Genomic DNA, 21,825 nt, shown 5'->3' on the forward strand with positions numbered 1-21,825 from the left:
CATGTCATCAATCCCACAAGACAACACCAATCAGCCGGTACCAGATACGTACGGCGCGTCCTCAATTCAGATCCTCGAAGGTCTGGAAGCAGTACGAAAACGTCCGGGGATGTACATCGGCGACACTTCAGACGGCACCGGCTTGCATCATCTGGTATTTGAGGTATTAGATAACTCGATTGATGAATCGTTAGCCGGTCATTGCACCGAAATCAACGTCACGATTCACTCTGATAATTCGATTTCCGTCACCGACAATGGTCGTGGCGTACCAACCGGCATCAAGTTTGACGACAAGCACGAGCCTAAGCGCAGCGCCGCAGAGATCGTCATGACCGAGTTACACGCGGGTGGCAAATTCGATCAGAACTCTTACAAAGTTTCTGGCGGTTTACATGGCGTGGGTGTCTCTTGCGTCAACGGTTTATCGAAGCTATTGAAGCTCACGATTCGTCGCGATGGCAAAGTGCATTACATGGAGTTTGTCCGTGGCGTCCCACAAGATCGTGAAATCGAAACCATCAATGGCATGATCGTATCGCCGATCAAAGTCATTGGCGACACCGACAAACGTGGCACCGAAGTTCACTTTTGGGCCGACGAAGAAATTTTCACGCACGTTGAATTTCACTATGAAATTCTAGCCAAGCGTATCCGCGAATTATCGTTCTTGAATAATGGCGTACGCATCAAGTTAACCGACCAACGTTCCGGTAAGGAAGAACTCTTTGCCTTCGAAGGTGGTACGCGTGGTTTTGTGGAATACATCAATAAAAACAAGAGCGTATTACATCCAACGATTTTTCAGGCAACCGGCGAAAAAGAGGGCGTAACAGTCGATGTTTCCATGCAATGGAACGACGCCTACAACGAGCAAGTCTTATGCTTCACCAATAACATTCCGCAACGCGATGGCGGAACCCATTTGACCGGATTACGCGCAGCAATGACGCGCGTGCTCAACAAGTATATCGAAGAACACGATTTCGCCAAACGCGCCAAAGTTGAAACCAGCGGCGACGATATGCGCGAAGGCTTAACTTGCGTCTTATCGGTCAAGGTGCCAGAGCCAAAATTCAGCTCGCAAACCAAAGATAAACTGGTCTCCAGCGAAGTCCGTTTGCCTGTAGAAGAAATCGTCGCCAGAACACTCAACGACTATTTGCAAGAAAAACCAAACGACGCCAAAATTATTTGCGGCAAAATTGTCGAAGCCGCTCGCGCGCGTGATGCTGCGCGTAAAGCGCGTGAACTGACACGTCGTAAAGGCGTCATGGACGGACTCGGCTTGTCATCCAAACTGGCCGATTGCCAGGAAAAAGATCCAGCACTCTGCGAACTTTATATCGTCGAGGGTGACTCAGCGGGCGGATCAGCCAAGCAAGGCCGCGACCGTAAATTTCAAGCGATTCTGCCATTGCGCGGTAAAGTCCTGAACGTCGAAAAAGCACGCTTCGAAAAAATGCTTTCGTCTGAACAGATCACCACCCTGATCGCCACCTTAGGCACGAGTATCGGACCAGACGAATTCAACGCCGACAAACTGCGTTATCACCGCATCATTATCATGACCGATGCGGACGTCGATGGCGCCCACATCCGTACCTTGCTGCTGACATTGTTCTATCGGCAAATGCCACAACTGGTCGAGCGCGGTCACATCTACATCGCGCAACCGCCGTTGTACAAGGTCAAGCACGGCAAAGACGAACGTTATCTGAAAGATGACGTTGAAGAAGTCCAGTACATGATGCAAGTCGCCTTAAACGATGCATCGTTGATTCCAAGTACCGGCACCGATCCAATCAGCGGCCCAGCCCTGACAGAATTGGTCCGTCAATACAACACCGCCAACGCCATCATCACGCGCCTGACCCGCGCCATTGACGGTGCGGCCCTGACCGCCATCATGACCGGCGTCACGCTCCAACTCGACACCGTAGAAAATGCTGAAATTTCAGCGCAGGCGCTCACCAAAGAAATCGGCGATCCTGCGGTCACAGTCGTCGTCAGGTCCGACGAGCTAACAGAAAAACATCAGTTACGTATCCAGCGCATGTATCACGGCAATGTCAAAGCCAGCATCATCGATAGCGATTTTGTCGCCAGTTCGGACTACAAAGTTCTATGCAACGCCGCTGCCACATTCAAAGGCCTCATTGGCCCGGCCGCAATGGTCCGTCGCGGAACCGGCGAAAAAGTCAAAGAATTCGCCATCACCGACTTCCATCAAGCCATGGCATGGCTGCGCGACGAAGCCGAGCGCGGCGTCAGCAAGCAGCGCTATAAAGGGCTGGGCGAAATGAACCCAAGCCAACTATGGGAAACCACCATGGACCCAACCGTACGCCGCTTGCTAAAAGTCCAGATCGACGACGCGATTGCCGCCGATCAAATCTTTATGACGTTGATGGGCGATGACGTGGAACCACGTCGTGCGTTTATTGAGATGAATGCTTTGCAGGCTGGGAATATTGACGTTTGATGTTGTCGGGTGACACGGAAAGTGAAATTTGTGCCAAGTAAGTGAAATAGTAGTGACACAGATAGTGAGAAAATCGTAAAAAGTGGAAAAACCAACCCAACAGGTTGGTTTTTCCACTTTTGGAGTCTGATAGGTTCCCGTGATTCGAGTGAGTGACCGTTTGCGGTAGTTTGGCACCTTGGATTTGCCACAGAAGAGCGAAATTAAGCTCCGCCGAATGAGTTTGGCATACCATGATAGATGTGACGGTCAAGCCGCTTTTTTGCCTTGGGGGCCGCAGTCATCTCAGGAAATGTGCGCGGTACCAAATACGAATCCACCCGAACCAACATTGCGCTTATGGAACAGACTGAACCAATATCAGCGGAATAGCGCTACCACTGGCGTATCGCGCTCGAATTAAAACTTCGAAAATCTAATGGAGACGCGTTCCAGGATTTCTTCTCCAATGTAATGGCCCATTTGCGGATATAAACAGACGTATTGGCGCTGAAATCTCAGCAAAGACAGTTAAATGTGCGTTAGACGTTTTAACGGACGCTAGGCAAGTGACTCATCAGGGTGAGCGCCGCTGGCGCCGATATCAATCAAATATCGAAGGATCTAAAGGATATACGAGCGATTAATTTCCTTGCGCTAACTTTTCTATGCTGCTCTACCTCTTGCAATCTACTGATAACATGACACTTTTATAAAGGACATGGCCGTACTGTGTCCTTTATGATTCGATAGTTTGTCCAATAGAAAGAAGCTGATGGCCTACACAGACATCAACAGCGAGGACCGTCTGGTGCAAGCCACCTTTGCCGACCATCTGCAAAAAGTGCTCGGCTGGGATAGTGTTTGTGCGTGACCTGCGAACGGCGCTGACCAGGCTCAATCCACAACTGCCGCCCGATGCGATTAATGAGGCGGTTACTAAGCTCTCTCACCACGATTTTTCGCGCACGTTGCTGCGGCATAATCAGGCATTTTACAAGTTAATACGGGATGGCGTGCCGGTGAGTTTCCGCTGGTACGCCATTATTCAAACACGATGAATTAACCAAGCGTATTTTTGGTGACTATGTTTCGCGATACGACTTCAAGCGCAGTGAAGAGGATGGTGCCACGGTCAAGTTAGTTTATGACAATCGTGGCGAGAAACTCGGGTTGGCGCGGCTAGACTTAAATGACAAGATCGCCGCCGTCGATCTCTGTTCCTTTGACCACGCTCAGGGCGCTGATCCGACGAAGATTTTTAGCGTATCGTTAAATATTTTGAAGATCCCGCGTTCGCACCGAAAGAATACGCAGTCCAACCCACTACCGCGATATTCGCTCGAATGAGTCATAGCTCAACGAATCGATCACTTCGGGAGGCACCTTCACTTACCGGGTACACTAAACAGTATTCCGCGCCCCAACTGCGCGATCTTATAAAGGCTATCTAATGAGCAATGCAAATTTATACATCCCACCCAAAGTTTGGTCCTGGGATCAGGAAAGCGGCGGCAAGTTTGCCAGCATCAACCGCCCTGTCGCTGGTGCCACGCACGACAAGGACCTGTCAGTGGGACGCCATCCGTTGCAGCTTTATTCGCTCGCCACACCCAATGGCGTCAAGGTGACGATCATGCTTGAAGAGTTGCTGGCCTTGGGCCACGCCGGTGCGGAATACGACGCCTGGCTGATTCGTATCAATGATGGTGATCAGTTCGGCAGTGGATTTGTTGGGGCTAACCCCAACTCCAAGATCCCGGCCCTGATGGATCACAGTGGTGAAACACCGGTGCGGGTGTTTGAGTCCGGCGCCATTCTTCAGTATCTGGCCGAGAAGTTTGGTGCCTTCCTGCCCAGCAGCGGCGCGGCGCGGGCCGAATGCTTGTCCTGGCTATTCTGGCAAATGGGCAGTGCGCCTTTTTTAGGCGGAGGCTTTGGTCATTTTTATGCTTACGCACCTGAAAAGTTCGAGTACCCTATCAACCGCTACGCGATGGAAGTGAAACGTCAGCTTGATGTGTTGGATCGCCAACTGTCAGAGCACCGCTTCCTGACGGGCGACGACTATACGATCGCTGATATGGCGGTATGGCCATGGTACGGCGCGCTGGTCAAAGGTCAACTTTACGAGGCCGGTGAGTTCCTCAGCGTGCATGCGTACAAGCATGTATTGCGCTGGGCCGATGAGATTGCATTGCGTCCAGCTGTCGTGCGCGGACGCAAGGTTAACCGCGCGTGGGGCGAACCCTCCGACCAACTACTCGAGCGTCATGACGCCAGCGATTTCGACCTCCGCACTGAAGACAAGCTTGCCCCTTCCACCTAGGGCAAGTCTCGCTGAACTGGTACGATGGTGACAGGCTAAGAACCGCTGTACCAGTTGTACCCCTGGTCTTCCCAATAGCCGCCGGGATACTCGTTGGTGACGAAGATCGCTGCAATGTGCTTGGGGTTCTTGAAGCCGAGTTTGGTCGGCACCCGCAGTTTTAACGGATAGCCATACTCGGTTGGTAGCGGTGAAGTGCCAAAATCTAATGCCAGCAAAGTTTGCGGATGCAATGCGGTTGCCATGTCGATGCTGGAGTAGTAGCGGTCGGCACATTTAAAGCCGACATATTTTGCCGTCGTATCAGCACCGATATGGGCCAGGAAAGTGCGAAACGGCACGCCGCCCCACTGGCCGATGGCGCTCCAGCCTTCGATGCAAATATGGCGCGTGATCTGCGACTCCTGTGGTAATGCCCTTAATTGCGCCAGGTTCCAGTTGTCCTTGTTACGCACTAGTCCAGAGACTTCCAGCTTATAGGTATCACCATCGATCTCCGGTGCGGAATCTGCGTCATAAAAAGCATTGAATGGAAACGGCTTGGTGATCATGCTGGCCGGATAGGTTTGCGCCAGATGATTGGCGCGAAACAACATACTTTGCACACGATCATTCCAGCGTGACATTGCCCACAATACCTTGTCGACCTGATCGCCATCCTGCAGGTTGCAGCCGCTTAGTAGCGATAACGCGCCCAGTGACAAACCCGAACGCAGGAACAGGCGGCGCTGCAGTTGCACCAGTTCAGGTTGTAGCTCACTGTTTTTCAGCAGTTTGTTTTTTTTCTCGCTCATCATTGCTGCTCCTGCTTGATAAGTTTTTTGCTGGAGTGGCGGGGTGCCCGTCCGGTTAGCATGGGCAGCAGCGTGCTCGGCACGATCAGCACCAGCGCCAGATGCACCACCACGAAGCCGACGATACCGGCCATGGCGATGAAGTGCACGCGGCGTGCAATGTCATAGCCGCCGAATAGGTCGACCAGACCATCCAACTGCACCGGTTTCCAGATCGATAAACCGGACGCTACCACCAGCACGCCAAGCAGCAACACGCCGATATACATTAGACGTTGCACGGTGTTATAGACGCCTGGCTGATGCGCCAGCTTTAAGGTCAACGCATCTTTTACATCGCGCAGCAGGGCACTGAATCGTAGCGGCAGGAAATGACGGCGGAAATGACCAGCGAGCAGGCCGTAGCCAAGATAGATCAGGCCGTTCACACCCAACAGCCACATCGCCGCCAGATGCCACGCGATCGCGCCGCCCAGCCATCCACCGAGAGTGGCCCAATGCGGAAAACCAAAGCCGAACAGCGGCGAGGCGTTGTAAATCGCCCAGCCGCTCATTACCATACAGACGATGGCGAAGGCGTTGATCCAGTGCACTATGCGCACCAGCAACGGATGAATGATGCGGCGGGGGTTATCGGCAGTCGCCATGAATACACCTTATCAAAAATCGTTACGGTCAGCTGGCCAGCCCGGCTGCCGGGTCGGCGGGTCGCCGGACCGCCGACTTCCCGCGATACAGCTTTACATCGGCGGCACTACGCCGTTGATTCCAACCAGGGCGCGACTTACTACTTCGCTACCATCGGCGGCTTTGGTAACAACAAATACGCCATGGGCGCCAGCAACCAGTAAGCTGCGGTCAGCTTTGTTGAGGCTAACGATTGGGACATCGGCCGGTACCACGATTTTCTTTTCACCATCAGGATACTTGACGGTGATGGTGCGGCCGCTGGTGACGACGACATCGCCGACAGTACCGTTGGTCATAGTGCTTTTCTTACCCAAGTCCCAGGCGTAATGACCTTCTCCCGATTTCATCCCCGCCGGAAAGACGGTTACTTCCAGCGCCTTCAGGTTGCCATCAGGTAGCGGTATGGCGGCGCTGCCGATGAAACTGTCTGATTTGATATCAGTGATGGCGGCATGGCTGACCGACATCACCGCCAGGTCGGACGCCAGTTTTAAGGTTAGTTTCTTACCGGCTTTGGTGCTGACTTCGAGAGTGTCTGGCGTCACTTTTTGAATTGTGGCGCGTACCCGCACTGGCGCTGCCGCAGCGGTAGTTTGGGCGATGGCGACGCTGCCATAGGCGAGCAAAGTCGTTGCAGCCAGGGCGGGAACAAGCCGACGTAAAAATTGTGCAGTTGTCATGGGAATAGTCTCGGTAGTTGCTGGGAAGTTCATAGTAGGCGTGCCGAAGTGTCTTATCGGTGACAGTTGAATGACAATATTGTCATTATTCGTGGCGCGCGAATTGATAGAATAGTGGCATCACCATCAAGGAATTAGCATGGCTATCCTCGTCATCGAAGACGATCCAAAAACCGGCGACTACCTCAAAAAAGGCCTGCGCGAATCAGGTTATGCGGTCGATTTGATTCGCAATGGCAGCGACGGTTTACACATGGCCCTGGAGAATTCCTATGACCTGGTCGTGCTGGACGTTATGTTGCCCGGTACCGACGGCTGGAAGATCATGACTGCGATCCGCGCTCGCCGTGATTTGCCGGTCATCTTCCTGACCGCGCGCGACCATGTAAACGACCGTATACGCGGGCTAGAGTTGGGCGCCGACGATTATTTGGTCAAGCCATTTTCGTTTACCGAACTGCTGCTGCGGATTCGCACTTTGCTGCGTCGCGGCGTGGTGCGTGAGGCGCATGCGCTGGATTTTTTTCAGGTTGCCGATTTGCAGCTTGATCTGTTGCGCCGCAAGGTCACGCGTCAGGGTGTCGATATCGTCCTCACCAACAAGGAATTTCTTCTATTGCATCTGCTAGTCAAACGCCAGGACGAAGCCTTGTCGCGCACCGTCATCGCTTCCGAAGTGTGGGACATGAATTTTGACAGCGACACCAATGTGGTCGACGTCGCCATTAAGCGGCTACGCGCAAAAATCGACAATCCCTTTGATCACAAACTGATCCACACGGTGCGTAGTATCGGCTATATGTTTTCTGAAAATCCATGAATCTCTGGCGTACCCGCTCACTGACCGTACGCGTCTCTTTTCTGTTCGCGCTGATTGCCTGCGCTATTGTTACCAGTCTCGGCATGTACTTATATTCGTCGGCACGACAGGCGCTGGAAACCCGTGCCGATTATGGGCTGATTGGCAGAGTAGAGCATTTCCGCACGCTGCTGCACGATCTCTACAACGTCAAGCAGATGGAAGATAGACCGACATTGTTTGAAACCATGCTGGGTAGCGAGAATGATGTACTGATGTTTGCCTATCCGGGTCAGGCACCGTTCGTACGTGTCAATCCGGATAATATGACGCCGCCGCCAATGTCGCCGGTGGGCTTGAATCAACCCTTAAAATTACCAGCACTGCAAACAGGTGAACGCGCCGATGGCGTCCGCGTACGCTGGATCTCGGCCGAGGCAGAAGTAGGGAGTGAGGGCACCAAAGTAGTGATCGTCGGTGCCCATGTGATGACGCAAGAATCGCATATGCTTTCTCAATACTATTGGCAGGTGATCGGTGCCGCTGCAACATCGGTGCTGCTGGCAGCGCTGTTCAGCTTCCTGGTGCTGAAGCGCGGCTTTCAGCCGTTAACTTCGATGGCCGGGCGCGCTGCCGAAGTCAGTCCGACCAATATTGCCGTACGCCTGCGCGAAGAAGACGCGCCGCAAGAGTTGCGGCGGCTAGCCCAATCTTTCAACGCCATGCTGGATCGGCTTTCCGACGGCTATGAACACCTGTCGCAGTTTTCGGCCGACCTCGCGCACGAGATTCGTACGCCGATCGGCGCCATGATGGGACTGACTCAGGTGACCCTGAACAAGGTACGCAGTGTCAGTGAATACCAGCAGGTTCTGGAATCGAATCTGGAAGAACTACAGCGCCTCAGCCGTATTGTGGAAAACATCCTGTTCCTCGCGCATGCGGACCATGCTGGTCTCGCTGTCGAAAAAACACCGCTGGTACTGGCCGATGAGCTGCACAAGATCGCCGAGTATTTTGAGGGTATGGCTGAAGAGCGCGATATCAAACTGGTGGTGGACGCGAGTGGAGAGCTGCAAGTCAGTCCGGTAATGTGGCGTCGCGCGGTCAGCAACCTCGCTGTGAACGCGGTGCGCTATGCGCTGCCGGGAAGTATTGTGCGACTTAGCAGCAAGCCGCAAGCGCAGGGAACATGGGTTGAAGTGGAAAATCAGGGTGATCCGATCCCGCAAGAACAGTTGGACCGCTTGTTCGACCGTTTCTATCGCGGCGACAAATCGCGCAGTGAATTTACGGAATCGAACGGACTCGGGTTGGCGATTGTACGCGCCATCATGCTGGTGCACGGCGGCAGGGCCGAGGTAAGTTGTTCAGCGGCGGGACTGATCCGTTTTAGCCTGTATTTCCCACAGACGCCGCAGGAAATACCCGCACGAACCTAAGAAAATGGCTCGCGCTATTGTAGCGCGTGCAACAGTCTGCTGACAGTATTTTGCTATCAGGCCTGGCGCAGAAGGGATGGGTCGCCGTTCAGTGCAAACGGCAGAGCACGGGCCCAGCGATTGGCGGAAAGCGAAAACGTCAGCGAGCGAACCTGGTGATACCACCCGGCTGGCACATACAGGAGCTCGCCAGCATCGACAATGCATTCGATCATTGTCGCCTTACGCGCTAGCGGAAATGTGTCGAAATCCGGTGCTTCTGGGTTAAACGGCGAGCCGACCAGGATCGCATTTGCCTCGCTGGTATAAAGGAATTCGTCTTGATGCGGCGGGGAGAGAAAAATCCGTTTGGTGCCCCATATCTGCGCAAAAATATTATCGTCGTAGTCGCAATGCAGCGGTGTCACCGTTCCTGGAGGGCCAAGCCAAAAGCGAGGCGGACCCATCTTGCCAAAATAGGCAGGCCAGTAGCACAGCTTATTCAATGCGCGTAATTCCAAATTACCCAAATAGGGCGGCAGGTCCTGCGGGTCAGTGGCGACAAGATCAAGATACGCAAGCATAGACATATCCTGCATGGCCCGATCAGGCGCGAATGCAGTATTGACATAGTCGCCTACCCTGGCGCGTACTGGCAAGTCGCCAAAGTGGTCGCGCAACGTTTGCGGTGTGAGAGCCGACAGAGGCCACCTTTGGACAAGTCCCGTGATCACAAATGGCAAGCCTTGTGCGGCACGCGTGCGAAACGCCGCAGTATCAAGTATGCCAATTCGAGGCACCGCGGAAATAGACGGAAGCGCGCGTCCGATGCGCCGTATCGCGTCACGCACTTCTTGTACTGACGTGATTCCGCGAACCAGCGCATCCTTGCGCTCTTGCGCCTGCTTTTTTGCGATAGCGTCCTCTGGTGTCTTGGCGTTTAATGCAAGCATAGGTGGCAACCGTGACGATACACGCGGTTGTGGCAGTGCTTGATTACTGCTGATCGAATTTTTCTCTGCTGGCATATGTTCCTATACGGTTCTCTTTTGGCTGAAGGTGGTTAGTGATCAAAAGTGATGATTGACCGATGGTCCTACTTTTGGTCCATCTCCATTCACACCGCCGCCCCTTCACTCTCAAGCCATGAGCGGAACAACATAACAAGATCATCTGCGGATTTCCCATCCGGAACATAGGTGCAATAGCTGCGCGACGGCAAACGCGGTCCGGTGAACGGCGCGACAAGTCGGCCAGCGGCGAGATCGCCTGATACCAGCGCCGTCGGTCCCATTGCGATGCCTATTCCATCGATGGCAGCTTGTAATGTCAGATAGAAGTGGTCGAAGGTCAGCGTGGCGGCGGGCTTGAGCGCCGGTATCTGTGCGCTCACTAACCAGTCCGGCCACAGCCGCGGAAGACTCGACGTGTGCAGCAACGTATGCTGCCGCAAATCCTCTGGCATGCATAGCGGCAGTCGCTGCAAAAGTGCCGGACTGCAAACCGGCATTCTCTCCTCGGACAGAAAAGGTCGCATTGCGTAGCCATAAAAGGTATCCGGACCGCCGCGGATGATGATGTCGTAGATATCTTTTAGACTCTCCACTGACTCGTTCGACGTTTCTACCCTAACGTCCACGTCGACATGCTCAGCGCCGAACTTGGCCAGTCTCGGCACCAGCCAGCGCAGCGTGAATGTCGCGGATGCATTCACGGATAGTGTGCGGGAGGCTGTTGTGGGAAAGCCATATTGTGCGGTTGACCGTGAAAGCTGCTCGAACAAGGGGCCGATTTCCGCTAAATAGGTCTTCGCCGCCGGAGTGAGCACCACGCGCCGGTTGTGTCGTTCAAACAATGGTGCGCTAAGCCACTCTTCCAGCAGGCGCACGTGCTGACTTATCGCACCTTGCGTCACATGCAATTCCGTAGCTGCCTCCTTGAAGCTACCGAGCCGACCTGCGGCCTCAAAGGCACGCAATGCATTGAGTGGAGGCAATATTCGCTTCATTCAGGATAGTTTTTTTAACGTGAACGTCCAATTTATCTGGTTTGTCAGCTTGCTGCAAGATAGATATCCTACTTACATCACGCCTAATCGGCGTAAATAGCGATGAGATGGCGAAAGAAAGCGGAGGGACATCCTTGCGTTCGCGGCTCATTCGCAGCTATCTCGCGCTAATTGATGGCACTTTTACGGCTGGCGCACCCGCCAGCGCGCTCTTTTTTTCAGGAACCCGCATGCTCAGTTATACCGGTGGTCTCGTCCTCTTTGCTGCTTTGCTGCACGCGAGCTGGAACGCGATGTTGCACGGCAACCGTGACCGGTTCCTGTCCATGACGTGGATGAGCATCGCCATCGGAGCGGTCTCCACGGTTGTCGTCCTGTTCATGCCATGGCCGCCCGTCGTAGCGTGGCCGTACATCGTCGCATCGGGGCTTGTGCATATCGCCTACAACGTCAGCCTTGTGCGGTCATATCGCCACGGTGATCTGGCGCAAGCGTATCCAATTGCGCGCGGCTCGTCGCCATTGCTTGTTACGCTTGGCGCGGCGCTGTTCGCACACGAGGCCATTGGCCCTTTGCACGTTCTCGGGATTGTGATGATATCGGGCGGCATCATCGCGCTCGCGCTGCAAGGGCGTCACGTGTCGCGCGCGGGTGTGCTGGCCGCGCTGACAACTGGCGCGACGATCGCACTCTACACCGTGATCGACGGCATCGGCGTGCGCTTATCCGACGGCCACGCGGTCGCCTATACTGCGGCGATGTTCCTGTTCTATTGGATGATGCCGGTGCTGTTCGTCGCAAAGCGGGGGCTTGCGGCGATCTGGACGCCATTACGGACGGCACCCATGTCGGTCAGTTCGTCTGTCGCTGGCGGCCTGGTGTCAATCGCGGCGTATGGCATCGTGATCTGGGCCATGCAGTCCGGTGCGATGGGCGCGGTATCGGCATTGCGCGAGACCAGCGTGGTGTTCGCCGTGCTGATGGGGCGCGTGTTTCTGGGGGAAGCAGTCAATGGCAAGCGCTGGTTTGCGTGCGTGATTGTTGCGGTTGGGGCGATTTGTCTGGGGCTTTGATTGCGGGTATCTGTTGCCATCAACTAATTTACCCCTTAATTGCAGGGATCGGCTTTCCGCTATGTTTGAGCAGGTTTAACTACAAATATTCAGAAGTGGTGGTCCTATCAATAGTGCCTCACGGTCAGAGTCAGCCCATTTTTTGGAACATAAAATTATTTACGAATCTGTTTTGATTTTCTTGCAGAAAGGTCTTCGTTTTCGAATATTTCAAGGAATTTGCTATTGTGACCTCGACCTACAGAAGGGTCGCATTCACAAAGATCATTACTTACTAAAAATGTCGGAATGCGTGCCGGTACGCTCGAAGTAAACCGCCTCAGCGTTTGGGGTGTAAATCAATACCCAATCCGGCTCTATATGAAGGTCACGGTTTGGCTTCCATTCACCTTTTAGAGGATGATCACCCAGTTCTCGCGGAAGAGTATCTCCCAAAAGAATCAAAGTAATGACATCGCGTAGCTTTTGCATATCCTTGCCGCGCTTTTCCGCTTGTTTTACGTCTAGTTTGAATTGTCCGGAATACTTTGGCAGCCGCATTAAATACCTAGCTGTTTAAACAGATCGGTCGCATCGGCCGCGCTAAAGATATCTTCGCCTCTTTGGCTTTTACGTAGCGTTTCAGCGGTCAACGCATTTGGGGTTTCATAGTCAGCAATGTAAAGACGCATCAAATCCCGAATAATTTGGGCGGCAGGACGATGACGATCTGCCGCGACAGCCATAAACTGGTCCCGTAATGCGGACTCCATTTTGATTGACATTTGTACTTCTTTAACCATTTTGGCCTCCCTGTGAATGATGAGCATCATCATTATACTAAATACCGTTATGCTACTTAATAGATACTCTTTAAGTATCTTAAAGGTATCTTATAAAAATGCTTTGCAGCACAATCAAGGCTAATGTTGTCACCATGCACAGCGGGATGAGGAACAACGTGGGCAAGATATGATCCTGATTGAAGTTTCGTCACCGCTATCGGTAAAAGCCCGTATCGCACAAGCTCTGCGATGGATCATTGTATGAAAGTCATCGCGCGACAATCAACCTTCACCAAATAGCGCGTGATGTCCATAATCTCTTGGCCCTATAGAGAAAGGGAACAGGTTTAGAAGCCTGATATATCCAAAGCGCACAGACCGCGAAAGGGTCATTTAACGTACGTTCAACTTGTTGCGCCTTTTACGGGTGGCAATAGTGGTGAGACTTCGGCCTGCCCGTTGCTTTGGATACTGGTCTTCTAACTCCGCTATTTGCCGCCCACCCTAATTGGAAGCAGGGCGCGGAGTAAACATTATCCAAGAAGCAGACATGCCAACCCAACCCAACCCAACCCAACCCAACCCAACCCAACCCAACCCAACCCAACCCAACCCAACCCAACCCAACCCAACCCAACCCAACCCAACCCAACCCAACCCAACCCAACCCACCTCGTCAACTGCTCCCGAGGCACTCCATCAAGCATTTTCATGGTTACCGCTCCACCTTAGAGCCGATCCACACGCACAATTTATTGCGATGACCACGGATGTCTGCCTAGGCATTCAGACCTGCGTTGATCTCGCGTATTTCAGTACGATGGATAGAGGTAGCGATACAACGCCAATGCTGGATATTGCAGATACGGACCGCTTGCTGCGCCTAGTGTCTATGTCGTCTCAGATGCTGGCGAACGATGCAGAAAGCCGAATTGATCAACGCAAGCACCGCTCTGACAAAATCCGCTCAGTGACTGATACAACCGATCCTCAACCTTAAAAGCACATCGGATCGTCAGGAAAAGAATCGGTCAATGATTTCCTGTCGCAACGGAAGCCCGCTGGCCCGGGCGCGCTGAAGCACGGTCCAGAAATAACGGTAGGTTGCGCGGTCATGTAATTCATTTTCATGGCTGATTGGTCCCCACGCGACGTCGCTGGCGGCGAGCAAAATATCACTGGCTTTCTGCACCTCCGACGATGCTGGACGCATAGCCGTCACGATCGGCATGATTTGTCCGGGATGTACGCTCCACATGCGCAAAAAACCGAATTCGTGGCGAGCGCGGTGGGCATCCTGTCCCGTTGCTGCGGGGTCGCGTATCGACAACGACACATTGTGGGCTGGCACTACGCCATACGACAAAGCAGCGGCGACGATATCGCATTTGGCACGTACTACCAGCGCGTGTTCGAATTGCTCCGGGCTTCGCATTGCAGAAAACGGGATAGCGCCCTGATGTCCACTGACGAAATCCATCAGCCCAAAATCCAGCACCTGCAAGCCGGGCAACGCGGCGATACCAAATACATCGCGCAAAGCGCCGTGCGTTTCGATCAGAATATGGATGGGAATATCACGATGCAAGCCAACCGCAGCACGGCGTTGTTCGATATAGTCGATCATTCTGGATGCATCGCCGGTGCTGCCTACTTTCGGCAAAGTCAAATAGGCCAGCCTCTCACCGGCCTCACCGATAAGAATATCAATATCATCGCGCCAGAACGGTGATGACGGATCATGGATGCGTGCACCGATCATGCCATGGCGATTGGCCGTCGAATTGATGACGCTAGCGGCCATGTGCGCGTGCTTTTGTTCCTCTCCCGCAGCGGCGCCATCTTCACAATCACAGGTGACGTCGAATACCGGTCCATAGTCTTGCTGCAATTGCAGCGCTTTGACCATCAGCTTTTCGCTGCCAGCATAGTGTTCGCAGGACGCGATGACCGGTGCAGACTTTTCACCTGCAAATAATGCCGTGGCAGGATGCGCGGCAATACTGACGCTAGTTTGGTCAGCTTGCATGGAAGATTCCATCTTTTATTCTTTCGTCGATAAATTAAATATTACGTTTGTGCACTTCGCCATTACGTTCAAAGTCACGTTCAAATCGCCCGCTGTTCGCGCAGCATGGCAATCGCTCGCGCGTCGAGTCCGAGCAAAGTGCGCAAGATGGTGTCTGTATCAGCACCCAAAGCGCCACCGAGGTGACGCAAAACTGCCGGCGTCTCCGACAACATCGGTACCGACACTGGCACCACGATTTCCCCGACGCGGGCGTCATTAACGGTGACCAAATCGCCCCGGGCAGCGTATTGCGGATCTGAAAAGATGTCATCAATACCCATTACCGGACCGCAAGGCACGCCCGCCCCGTCGCATCGCGCTATCACGTCTTTCAAGCTGTGGTCGCCGATCCAGCGTGCAATGGTGGCGTTGATCTCGCCGCGTCCGGCAAGCCTTTGGGGGTTGGTCGCATAACGATCCGGCCGCGCCAACTCAGGTTGTTCCATCAGGATTGCCAGACGTTCGAATATCTTGTCGCTTGAACAGGCCAGTGCCACCCACTTACCTTCTTTGGTCTGCCAGTGGCCATGCGGTACAACGTGCCCGACATCCGCACCCATGCGCGTGCGCACGTGGCCGAATTTTGCATACGCCGGTGCCAGTTCGTCGAGCAGGCGAAATACCGATTCATACAAAGAGACATCGATAACCTGTCCGATGCCGGACTGCTCGACCGTGCGCAATGTCAGTAGAACGCCAATCGCGCCCCACATGCCGCTGATGTAATCCGCTAACGAGGTAGAACCGGGTACCACAGGCGGACCGTCGGCCATGCCAGCCAGTTCGGCCAGTCCGCTGAATCCATGTGCGACGCGAGCGAAACCCGGCCGCTCGCGGTACGGTCCGGTCTGGCCATAGGCGCTTACACGCAGTAGCACAATGCGTGGATTTACCGCACGCAGAACCTCAAATCCGAGGCCCCATTTTTCCATCGTCCCGGGACGAAAGTTCTCCAAAATAACGTCGGATTGTTCGACCAGTTTCAGGAACAGGTCCCGACCCTCGGGAATCCGTAAATCGACTGTTGCAAAGCGTTTGTTACGCGCTTCACTGAGCCAGATCAACGTATCCCCGCATTCGGTCGGGGTGCCGAATTTGCGCAGCGGATCGCCAGTGCCCGGTTGTTCGATTTTGATCACTTCCGCGCCAAAATCCGCCAATATCGTGCCGGTGAAAGGGGCGGCGAGAAACGTGGCGATGTCGAGCACGCGTATGCCTTGCATCGGTTGCGATTGACTGTTAGCCCCAGCGTTGCTTACGGTATTCATCGTGCGACGTTCACTGCAGGAGAGGCCTGCTCAATAATATAAGCCGCACGTTGCTGGATCGAACGCGCTAATTTTGCATGCGCCAGATCGATCAATACGCCTTTCGAGCCGAAAGCACCATTGCCTTGGGCCGCTGACAGCGCAAGCTCTTCAAGCACGTTGGAGGCCCAGGATAATTGGGAAGCGGCAGGAGAAAACACCTCGTTTGCGATGTCGACCTGGCTTGGATGGATAGCCCATTTACCTTCAAAGCCCAGCGCTGTCGCGCGCACGGCAGATGCCCGATAACCCTCAACATCGCCAAAGTCTGCATAAGGCCCATCGATCGCCCGCAAACCGTAGGCACGGCAGGCGTTGGCGATGCGCGCTAGAGCAAAATGCCATTGGTCGTTCCAGTGGCGCTGACGCAAGCCATTCTGATCGGGCGCGGTAAGGACCGTATAATTTGGACTAGACGTGCCAAACACCACATCGTTAGTGCGCATATCGACGGTGTAATCGCCGACCCCAAAAATCATCGCCTCAAGCCGGTCGGAGGAGGCCGCGATCTCTTCGGCATGGGCGACACCTTGTGATGTTTCGATCAATACTTCGATACCGACGCGTTTGGCGCGGTTCTGTTCACGTTCGATTGCGGTCAGGATTTGCGCTACAAACTGGACATCAAATGCAGAACCAGCTTTCGGCAGCAATATCATATCCAGGCGTGGACAGTGCGTCACTATATCGATCAAATCGCGCAATGCCCATGGGGTATCGAGACCATTAATGCGCACCGCCACGGTCTTGTTACGCCAGTCGATGTTATTCAGGGCCACAATTGCATTTTTTCTGGCTTCATCCTTGCGATGATCGGCCACCGCATCTTCCAGATCGAGGAATAAGGTATCGACTGCACTATTTGCCGCCTTTACAAAGAATCGTTCGGACGTGGCGGGAACAGCCAGTTCAGAGCGTTGCAGCCGTTTGGTTCTGGGCTGGATGATAGTTGCAGACATATTTTCCTCGAATCGATGAAGGCACTGGGTTTGAAATTGATTCCGGCCGATGCGTAAAAGCTGCCATAGCGTCACTCAGCGGCGGTTAGCAGTGCAATGTGAACAGGCGGACAAGCGCAACAAAATACCGGTCCGGAATCTCATTGCAAGTGTACGAACAGCCGACTTGCTTAGACAAGCGCAATTAACTGATCGATTCTGAAGATTTTCTTAACAATGGGATGGATCGAGGTGTGGATTAGGAACAGGCGCATAAATCACTGTTTCCGCCAACTAAAGACTCTTATCACGCAGGTCATCTAAAACTTCAGTATCAATTACAATAGTGCTAATCCGAGACATTAATAAGAAAAAATGAATATTAATTTGAAGCTGCTTCACTCATTTCTGCTGGTCGCTGACCATAGCAGTTTCCGCGAAGCGGCCGAACGTGCGAATCGATCACTGCCTGCTATCAGCATGCAAATCAAGCAGCTGGAGAGTCAGCTCGGCGTGGTGTTGTTCCATCGCACTACGCGACGCGTCGAATTGACGCGTGAAGGTGAGCATTTGGTCATTAGCGTGAGAAAATCGCTGGCAGAAATCGAAGCGGGACTGATGCAATTGAAAAGCGCCGTGGATATTCAAACTGGCCAAATCACGTTTGGATGCGTCCCCACCGTCGCTAGTACGCGTTTACCCGCGATCTTAGCTGCCTTTGCGGAGGCTTATCCAGGGATCGTGATTACGTTGCGAGAGCTTGCCGCAAAAGAGTTAATGGAGGCCGTGAGACGCCGTGATGTCGACTTCGGGATTGGTCCGAAAACCGAAAAAATGAATGGCTTTAATTTTCAATCGATTCTTGAGGATGAATACTTTGCGCTGGTTCCACCAAATTACAAAACCACGCGCAAGACCCGCATCACAGTTGAAGAGTTAGGGAAGTTGCCACTGCTGAAGTTAAGTGCCGGTTCGGCTTTGCGCGGGCATATTGATATGGTGTTGCAATCGCGCTTTCCTGACCTTGAAACAAAATTTGAAATGATGCAAGTGACGACACTGATCGCCATGGCGGAGGTGGGATTAGGGGTTGCTCTGTTGCCGAAAATTTCTCTTCCTAAGCGTTCGACACTGCGCGCATTGCGGATCGTCGAGCCGGAAATCAGTCGTGAAATCGGTATCATCTCGATCAACGCGCACACGCTTTCTCCTGCGGCCACGCGGTTGGTGTCGTTCGTCGAACGCATGCTTCCGATGGATGACGCGAACGCTAAGTAATCATTACAAACATCCATGTCGTCTTGGTGTTCAGTGTGTTTTCAGTATCCGGTAGATCGCGGCGGGATTTCGAATTATTCAATTAAGCTAATGAATGCCTTACATAATTTGATTAGACTTATTGAATGCACTTTTCTAACATGGATGCATTAACCCAGTTTGAAAGGTATGCGATGGACTCTACCATTTTTCGTCAGGCGATGAGACAGCAGGTTGGTGCCGTTGCGGTGATCGCGGCCGGTGCCGACGGTGGCCGCACTGGCATGACCGCCACCGCCGTTTGCTCCGTGTCCGATACGCCTCCGATGGTTCTGGTGTGCGTCAATAAAAACGCCAGTGCACACGCCCTGATTAAAAGTGCGGGCCATTTTTCGGTCAACTTTCTGTCGGCGCAACAGGAAGATATCGCGGATTGCTTTTCGGGTGGGACCGGTTTGAAAGCCGAAGCGCGTTTTGCATTCGGAACCTGGTCCACGTTGCAGACCGGCGCACCGGTACTCGCCGATACGTTGGCGAGTCTCGATTGCGAACTGATCAATGAACATCAGTACGAGACGCATTCGATTTTCATTGGGCGCGTACGTGCTTGCAGCAAGGGCCTGGAAGACGAACCGCTTGTTTATTTTCGTGGAAAATTTACCAGCTTGCCCGAAGGTGTGGCTTTGTAAGAAGCACAAAATGCGGCAATATGCGGATACGGAATACGCACTTCACGTGACCGCAATTGCGGTCACGATTGCTGAGCGCAGAATCTAGCGATACATCTTTTTCCAGTCACCAGAGTTAGGGCGCGACAAGCCTAGATTTTCCCTCAACGTCGTGCCTGCGTACTCCTTTTGGAACAATCCGCGACGTTGCAGTTCTGGTACCACCAGCTGCACGAATTCTCTGTAGGTTCCTGGCATGTGCGTAGCGGCTAGTACGAAACCATCACATGCACCGCCAGTGAACCATTCTTCGAGCTGGTCGGCGACATCCGTTGGGCTGCCCACGAAGGTTGGCAATTCCTTGGTGGTTCCACGGCCACTAAATTTGAGGAATTCCGCTAGCGTTGGATTCTTTTTGCCACTCGCCAGAATGACCCGATCCAAAATGGCGCGCAATCCCGAAATCGATGAAAGTTCATCATCGGTAAATTGGTCATCCGGCCGCTTGCTTGAGAAATCGAAATTCAGCACTTCGGATAATAGTGCCAGCGAATCGATCGGTTGCACCAGCGCATCAATTGCAGCACGCCGGTCTTCGGCTTCGGCTTTACTGGATGCGACCACGGCATAAATTGCGGGAGCAACCCTCACGCTGTCCGGGTCCCGGCCATGCGCGGCAAGTTTTGCTTTGAATTCCTGATACCGTTTGCGCGCAACCTCGATATTGGGCTGAATGACGAATACCAGCTCGCCCCAGCGTGCAGCAAATTCACTACCGCGCCCACTTTGGCCAGCTTGTATCAATACCGGATGCCCTTGCTCTGAACGTGGTACGGTGAACGGTCCACGCGAGTTGAAAAATTCTCCATGATGGTCGAGGCGGCGCACTTTGTCCGGATCGGCAAACAGATTTGCTGCCTTGTCACCCACCAGCGCCCCTTCATGCCAGGTGTCCCAGTGACCAAGCACAACTTCGAGGAATTCATCGGCACGGTCATAACGCAAATCATGTTCCTGATGCTTGCTCACGCCGAAGTTGTTGGCTTCTGAATCGTTGAGCGAAGTAACGACATTCCAGGCCACCCGGCCGCGCGTCATGGCATCCAGTGTGGAAAACACACGAGCGACATGAAACGGTTCGTAATAAGTCGTTGAATAAGTCGCACCGAGTCCTAACTGTTTGGTCGCCAGACCCATCGCGGTGAGCACAACTACCGGGTCCAGTTTTACCGCCCGCACGCCGTTACGCACCGTGTCGGCATGGCTATCGCCATAGACATCTGGCATTGCGAGTCGGTCATCGAAAAACGCGAGATGAAATTTTCCCGCTTCCAGCGTGCGTGCGATGTCTTGATAGTACTCAGGTGTCAGATATCCGGCATTGGTTTCAGGGTGGCGCCAAGAGGCGACCAGATTCGAGCAGTTCTGCGCCTGTAGGAATGCAACCAACGCCATTTGTTTATTAGCCATGTCATCCTTGGATCATAGGTGTCGCATTAGCGCGACGATGATGCATGTTAAAAATAGGCTACGGCTACGTCCAATCAAATTATGTTAGGGATTGCTCAGTTATCTTGAATAGTTATTTTGGGACGTACGCAACTTCACAGGTGGTAATTAGCCTTATCCATTACTCGTCTTTTTTGAAGTATCGGTAAGATTATTTGATTTGTGACCACTCTATGGTTCTGATAGCATCATTTGACCCTCAATATTGTCAACCTACACCCAGATCGGAACAGCATGAGCAGGAAGAAGAAGGCAATCAGCACCAATATCGGGTGGAGTAACGCCAGCAGCATTACCTTGTTTGGTAAAGACTTTGTTTCCGAGATTCTGGGAAATCTCAATCTGGGCGATATGGGCTTTCTGGAGCTGACCGGCCGCATACCTAATCCCAATGAATCGCGGATGTTCAATGCGATGGTGGTCTCGCTGGTAGAACATGGTCTTACGCCAAGTTCGATCGTCGCTCGCATGACGTATCTGGGCGCACCGGAATCGCTGCAAGGCGCTGTCGCGGCGGGTTTGAATGGTCTGGGGTCCGTGTTTGTGGGCAGTATAGAAGGCGCGGCAAAAATGCTTTCAGAAAGCATGCCCGTGCCCGATGCAGAGGCTGACTTTGCAGCGTTAGCAGTCACAGCAGTGACGTCGTTCCGTGCGCAAAAGCGTATCGTGCCAGGGATTGGACACCCGTTTCATAAACCCATTGATCCACGTACGCCACGACTCATGGAACTAGCCCGCGAGACCGGTTTTGATGGTCCTTATCTTAAGCTAATTGTAGCGATTGCCGAGGAGGCAGCCCAGCGTAGCGGTAAGCTATTGCCGGTTAACGCGACCGGTGCCATTGGCGCATTGTGCTGCGAAATGGGATTTGACTGGAAAATTTGTCGTGGTCTGGGCGTAATGGGTCGCGCTGTTGGACTGGTCGGACACATCCTCGAAGAGTCGCGCAACCCGATGTCTGAAGAGATATGGCATTCGATCGAAGCGCGTGCCACGGCGCATATGAATCCGGATGCTGAGCCGGAGTAAGCGGCGGTCTTCAGAAGATAAATT

General features: G+C 53.2%; 22 protein-coding genes. 11 read left to right on the forward strand and 11 right to left on the reverse strand.

Features of this window, described 5'->3' with window-relative positions:
- Position 1: 1 nt before the first annotated feature.
- From gyrB to yghU, 4 genes are all read left to right on the forward strand, one after another.
- Complete coding sequence (gyrB, locus tag RGU75_RS07650; protein ID WP_322234586.1) at positions 2-2,485, forward strand: DNA topoisomerase (ATP-hydrolyzing) subunit B; 2,484 nt, start codon at positions 2-4, stop codon at positions 2,483-2,485.
- Between the two features lie 845 nt (positions 2,486-3,330).
- On the forward strand, positions 3,331-3,525 hold the full coding sequence (locus RGU75_RS07655; protein ID WP_322234588.1) for a hypothetical protein: 195 nt from the start codon (positions 3,331-3,333) through the stop codon (positions 3,523-3,525).
- Positions 3,526-3,538: 13 nt separating this feature from the next.
- Positions 3,539-3,814 carry a hypothetical protein gene (locus RGU75_RS23950; RefSeq protein ID WP_416186854.1) on the forward strand — a complete coding sequence of 92 codons (276 nt, stop codon included), beginning with the start codon at positions 3,539-3,541 and terminating at the stop codon, positions 3,812-3,814.
- Positions 3,815-3,917: 103 nt separating this feature from the next.
- Positions 3,918-4,793 carry a glutathione-dependent disulfide-bond oxidoreductase gene (yghU, locus tag RGU75_RS07660; RefSeq protein ID WP_322234590.1) on the forward strand — a complete coding sequence of 292 codons (876 nt, stop codon included), beginning with the start codon at positions 3,918-3,920 and terminating at the stop codon, positions 4,791-4,793.
- A 35-nt stretch (positions 4,794-4,828) separates the two neighbouring features.
- Here the strand turns inward: yghU and RGU75_RS07665 are convergent, their stop codons facing one another.
- The 3 genes from RGU75_RS07665 to RGU75_RS07675 form a co-directional block, all read right to left on the reverse strand.
- Positions 4,829-5,587 (reverse strand): molybdopterin-dependent oxidoreductase, encoded by a 759-nt coding sequence (locus RGU75_RS07665; protein ID WP_322240332.1) that lies wholly within the window; start codon positions 5,585-5,587, stop codon positions 4,829-4,831.
- Entirely contained in the window at positions 5,587-6,234 is a 648-nt protein-coding gene (locus tag RGU75_RS07670) for a cytochrome b/b6 domain-containing protein (RefSeq protein WP_322234593.1), read from the reverse strand. The genes RGU75_RS07665 and RGU75_RS07670 overlap by 1 nt, the downstream gene beginning before the upstream one ends.
- A gap of 93 nt (positions 6,235-6,327) precedes the next feature.
- On the reverse strand, positions 6,328-6,990 hold the full coding sequence (locus tag RGU75_RS07675; protein ID WP_322234594.1) for a hypothetical protein: 663 nt from the start codon (positions 6,988-6,990) through the stop codon (positions 6,328-6,330).
- Positions 6,991-7,096: 106 nt separating this feature from the next.
- Between RGU75_RS07675 and RGU75_RS07680 the strand changes: the two genes are divergently transcribed.
- Positions 7,097-7,777 carry a heavy metal response regulator transcription factor gene (locus RGU75_RS07680; protein ID WP_322234596.1) on the forward strand — a complete coding sequence of 227 codons (681 nt, stop codon included), beginning with the start codon at positions 7,097-7,099 and terminating at the stop codon, positions 7,775-7,777.
- Positions 7,774-9,198 carry a heavy metal sensor histidine kinase gene (locus RGU75_RS07685; RefSeq protein ID WP_322234597.1) on the forward strand — a complete coding sequence of 475 codons (1,425 nt, stop codon included), beginning with the start codon at positions 7,774-7,776 and terminating at the stop codon, positions 9,196-9,198. The genes RGU75_RS07680 and RGU75_RS07685 overlap by 4 nt, the downstream gene beginning before the upstream one ends.
- A gap of 56 nt (positions 9,199-9,254) precedes the next feature.
- Here the strand turns inward: RGU75_RS07685 and RGU75_RS07690 are convergent, their stop codons facing one another.
- Positions 9,255-10,205, reverse strand: coding sequence for a cupin-like domain-containing protein (locus tag RGU75_RS07690; RefSeq protein ID WP_322234600.1), 951 nt, complete (start codon positions 10,203-10,205; stop codon positions 9,255-9,257).
- Between the two features lie 89 nt (positions 10,206-10,294).
- Positions 10,295-11,185, reverse strand: coding sequence for a LysR substrate-binding domain-containing protein (locus RGU75_RS07695; protein ID WP_322234602.1), 891 nt, complete (start codon positions 11,183-11,185; stop codon positions 10,295-10,297).
- 230 nt (positions 11,186-11,415) lie between these two features.
- Between RGU75_RS07695 and RGU75_RS07700 the strand changes: the two genes are divergently transcribed.
- Positions 11,416-12,258, forward strand: coding sequence for a DMT family transporter (locus tag RGU75_RS07700; RefSeq protein WP_322240335.1), 843 nt, complete (start codon positions 11,416-11,418; stop codon positions 12,256-12,258).
- Positions 12,259-12,525: 267 nt separating this feature from the next.
- Here the strand turns inward: RGU75_RS07700 and RGU75_RS07705 are convergent, their stop codons facing one another.
- Positions 12,526-12,798 (reverse strand): type II toxin-antitoxin system YafQ family toxin, encoded by a 273-nt coding sequence (locus RGU75_RS07705; RefSeq protein ID WP_322234604.1) that lies wholly within the window; start codon positions 12,796-12,798, stop codon positions 12,526-12,528.
- On the reverse strand, positions 12,798-13,022 hold the full coding sequence (locus RGU75_RS07710; protein WP_322234606.1) for a hypothetical protein: 225 nt from the start codon (positions 13,020-13,022) through the stop codon (positions 12,798-12,800). Before RGU75_RS07710 ends, RGU75_RS07705 begins: the two co-directional genes overlap by 1 nt.
- A 550-nt stretch (positions 13,023-13,572) precedes the next feature.
- Here RGU75_RS07710 and RGU75_RS07715 point away from each other — a divergent pair.
- Positions 13,573-14,022, forward strand: a complete 450-nt coding sequence (locus RGU75_RS07715; RefSeq protein ID WP_322234607.1) for a hypothetical protein — start codon at positions 13,573-13,575, stop codon at positions 14,020-14,022.
- Between the two features lie 15 nt (positions 14,023-14,037).
- On the opposite strand, the gene RGU75_RS07720 is transcribed toward RGU75_RS07715, so the two are convergent.
- The 3 genes from RGU75_RS07720 to RGU75_RS07730 form a co-directional block, all read right to left on the reverse strand.
- Positions 14,038-15,051, reverse strand: a complete 1,014-nt coding sequence (locus RGU75_RS07720; protein ID WP_322234609.1) for an HpcH/HpaI aldolase/citrate lyase family protein — start codon at positions 15,049-15,051, stop codon at positions 14,038-14,040.
- An 80-nt stretch (positions 15,052-15,131) separates the two neighbouring features.
- A complete protein-coding gene (locus RGU75_RS07725) occupies positions 15,132-16,361 on the reverse strand; it encodes a CaiB/BaiF CoA-transferase family protein (protein WP_322234611.1) in 1,230 nt (409 codons plus the stop codon).
- A complete protein-coding gene (locus tag RGU75_RS07730; RefSeq protein WP_322234613.1) occupies positions 16,358-17,359 on the reverse strand; it encodes a CoA ester lyase in 1,002 nt (333 codons plus the stop codon). The genes RGU75_RS07725 and RGU75_RS07730 overlap by 4 nt, the downstream gene beginning before the upstream one ends.
- 354 nt (positions 17,360-17,713) lie before the next feature.
- Here RGU75_RS07730 and RGU75_RS07735 point away from each other — a divergent pair, with 354 nt between their 5' ends.
- Positions 17,714-18,616 (forward strand): LysR family transcriptional regulator, encoded by a 903-nt coding sequence (locus tag RGU75_RS07735; protein ID WP_322234615.1) that lies wholly within the window; start codon positions 17,714-17,716, stop codon positions 18,614-18,616.
- A 125-nt stretch (positions 18,617-18,741) separates the two neighbouring features.
- Positions 18,742-19,284, forward strand: a complete 543-nt coding sequence (locus tag RGU75_RS07740; RefSeq protein WP_322234617.1) for a flavin reductase family protein — start codon at positions 18,742-18,744, stop codon at positions 19,282-19,284.
- Between the two features lie 84 nt (positions 19,285-19,368).
- Here the strand turns inward: RGU75_RS07740 and RGU75_RS07745 are convergent, their stop codons facing one another.
- Entirely contained in the window at positions 19,369-20,733 is a 1,365-nt protein-coding gene (locus RGU75_RS07745; RefSeq protein ID WP_322234619.1) for an LLM class flavin-dependent oxidoreductase, read from the reverse strand.
- Between the two features lie 273 nt (positions 20,734-21,006).
- On the opposite strand from RGU75_RS07745, the gene RGU75_RS07750 reads away from it, so the two are divergent.
- Complete coding sequence (locus RGU75_RS07750; RefSeq protein WP_322234621.1) at positions 21,007-21,801, forward strand: citryl-CoA lyase; 795 nt, start codon at positions 21,007-21,009, stop codon at positions 21,799-21,801.
- Positions 21,802-21,825: the final 24 nt, after the last annotated feature.

Source organism: Glaciimonas sp. CA11.2 (genome assembly GCF_034314045.1).
Lineage (GTDB): Bacteria > Pseudomonadota > Gammaproteobacteria > Burkholderiales > Burkholderiaceae_D > Glaciimonas.